The organism is Paenibacillus sp. P4_E11, assembly GCF_056401635.1.
Map to the genome: position 1 here is coordinate 1 of NZ_JBFUIX010000656.1, position 688 is coordinate 688.

1 protein-coding gene is annotated in these 688 nt (G+C 32.7%); it reads left to right on the forward strand.

The window, feature by feature from the left end; genetic code table 11:
• Positions 1-20: 20 nt before the first annotated feature.
• The coding region (locus AC1DWB_RS36730) for an ABC transporter transmembrane domain-containing protein (RefSeq protein WP_477545969.1) at positions 21-688 on the forward strand (668 nt) is incomplete at its 3' end.

A 688-nucleotide genomic window follows, 5' to 3' on the forward strand; every position in this document is an offset into this window, starting at 1 on the left:
TTCTAAGCCTTTTGTATTTCATGATATACGCTTTTTATAACCATATCACGAACAGATATGCATTTGATATCAAAATCGATCTATTTTCTCACCTGCTCTCGCTTGAAACGCACAATGTTGAAGATACCAAGGCTGGAGATATTATTAACACATTGAAGTCATATACATCACAATGCGTCTATTTTGTAACAAGAAATATTATTTACAACGTGTATCAAACCATCCTTATTGTATTTTTTGTTACTTGCATTTTTATGATCAATATAAAGTTAGGTTTATTAGTAATGGCATTTGCTCCTCTTTCTGTCTATCTGACCTTAAAGAGCGGGAAAAAAATCAGGAAACTTTCAGATCGCGAACGTATGGCTTACGGTGACTATGTTGGATGGCTTTTTGAGATGTTAAACCGAATCAAAGACATCCGATTACTCAATGCAGAGAAAAGAGTTCAGAGAAAATTTGCCACTAAGCACAAAGAACTTTTTTATTTATCAGTCAGGAAAAAGATTTATAGTTTGAATCTGATTAATGGGGTCGAATTTCTTAATTTATGTTTACAATTGACTATTTTTGGTGTTGGAGCATATTTTACGATTCAAGGGAAGATGACAATAGGTTTATTGACTGTGGTTTTTATTTTTTTTAATGAAATCAAGGAAGCGATTATTGCCGTGAATGGCTACTATGT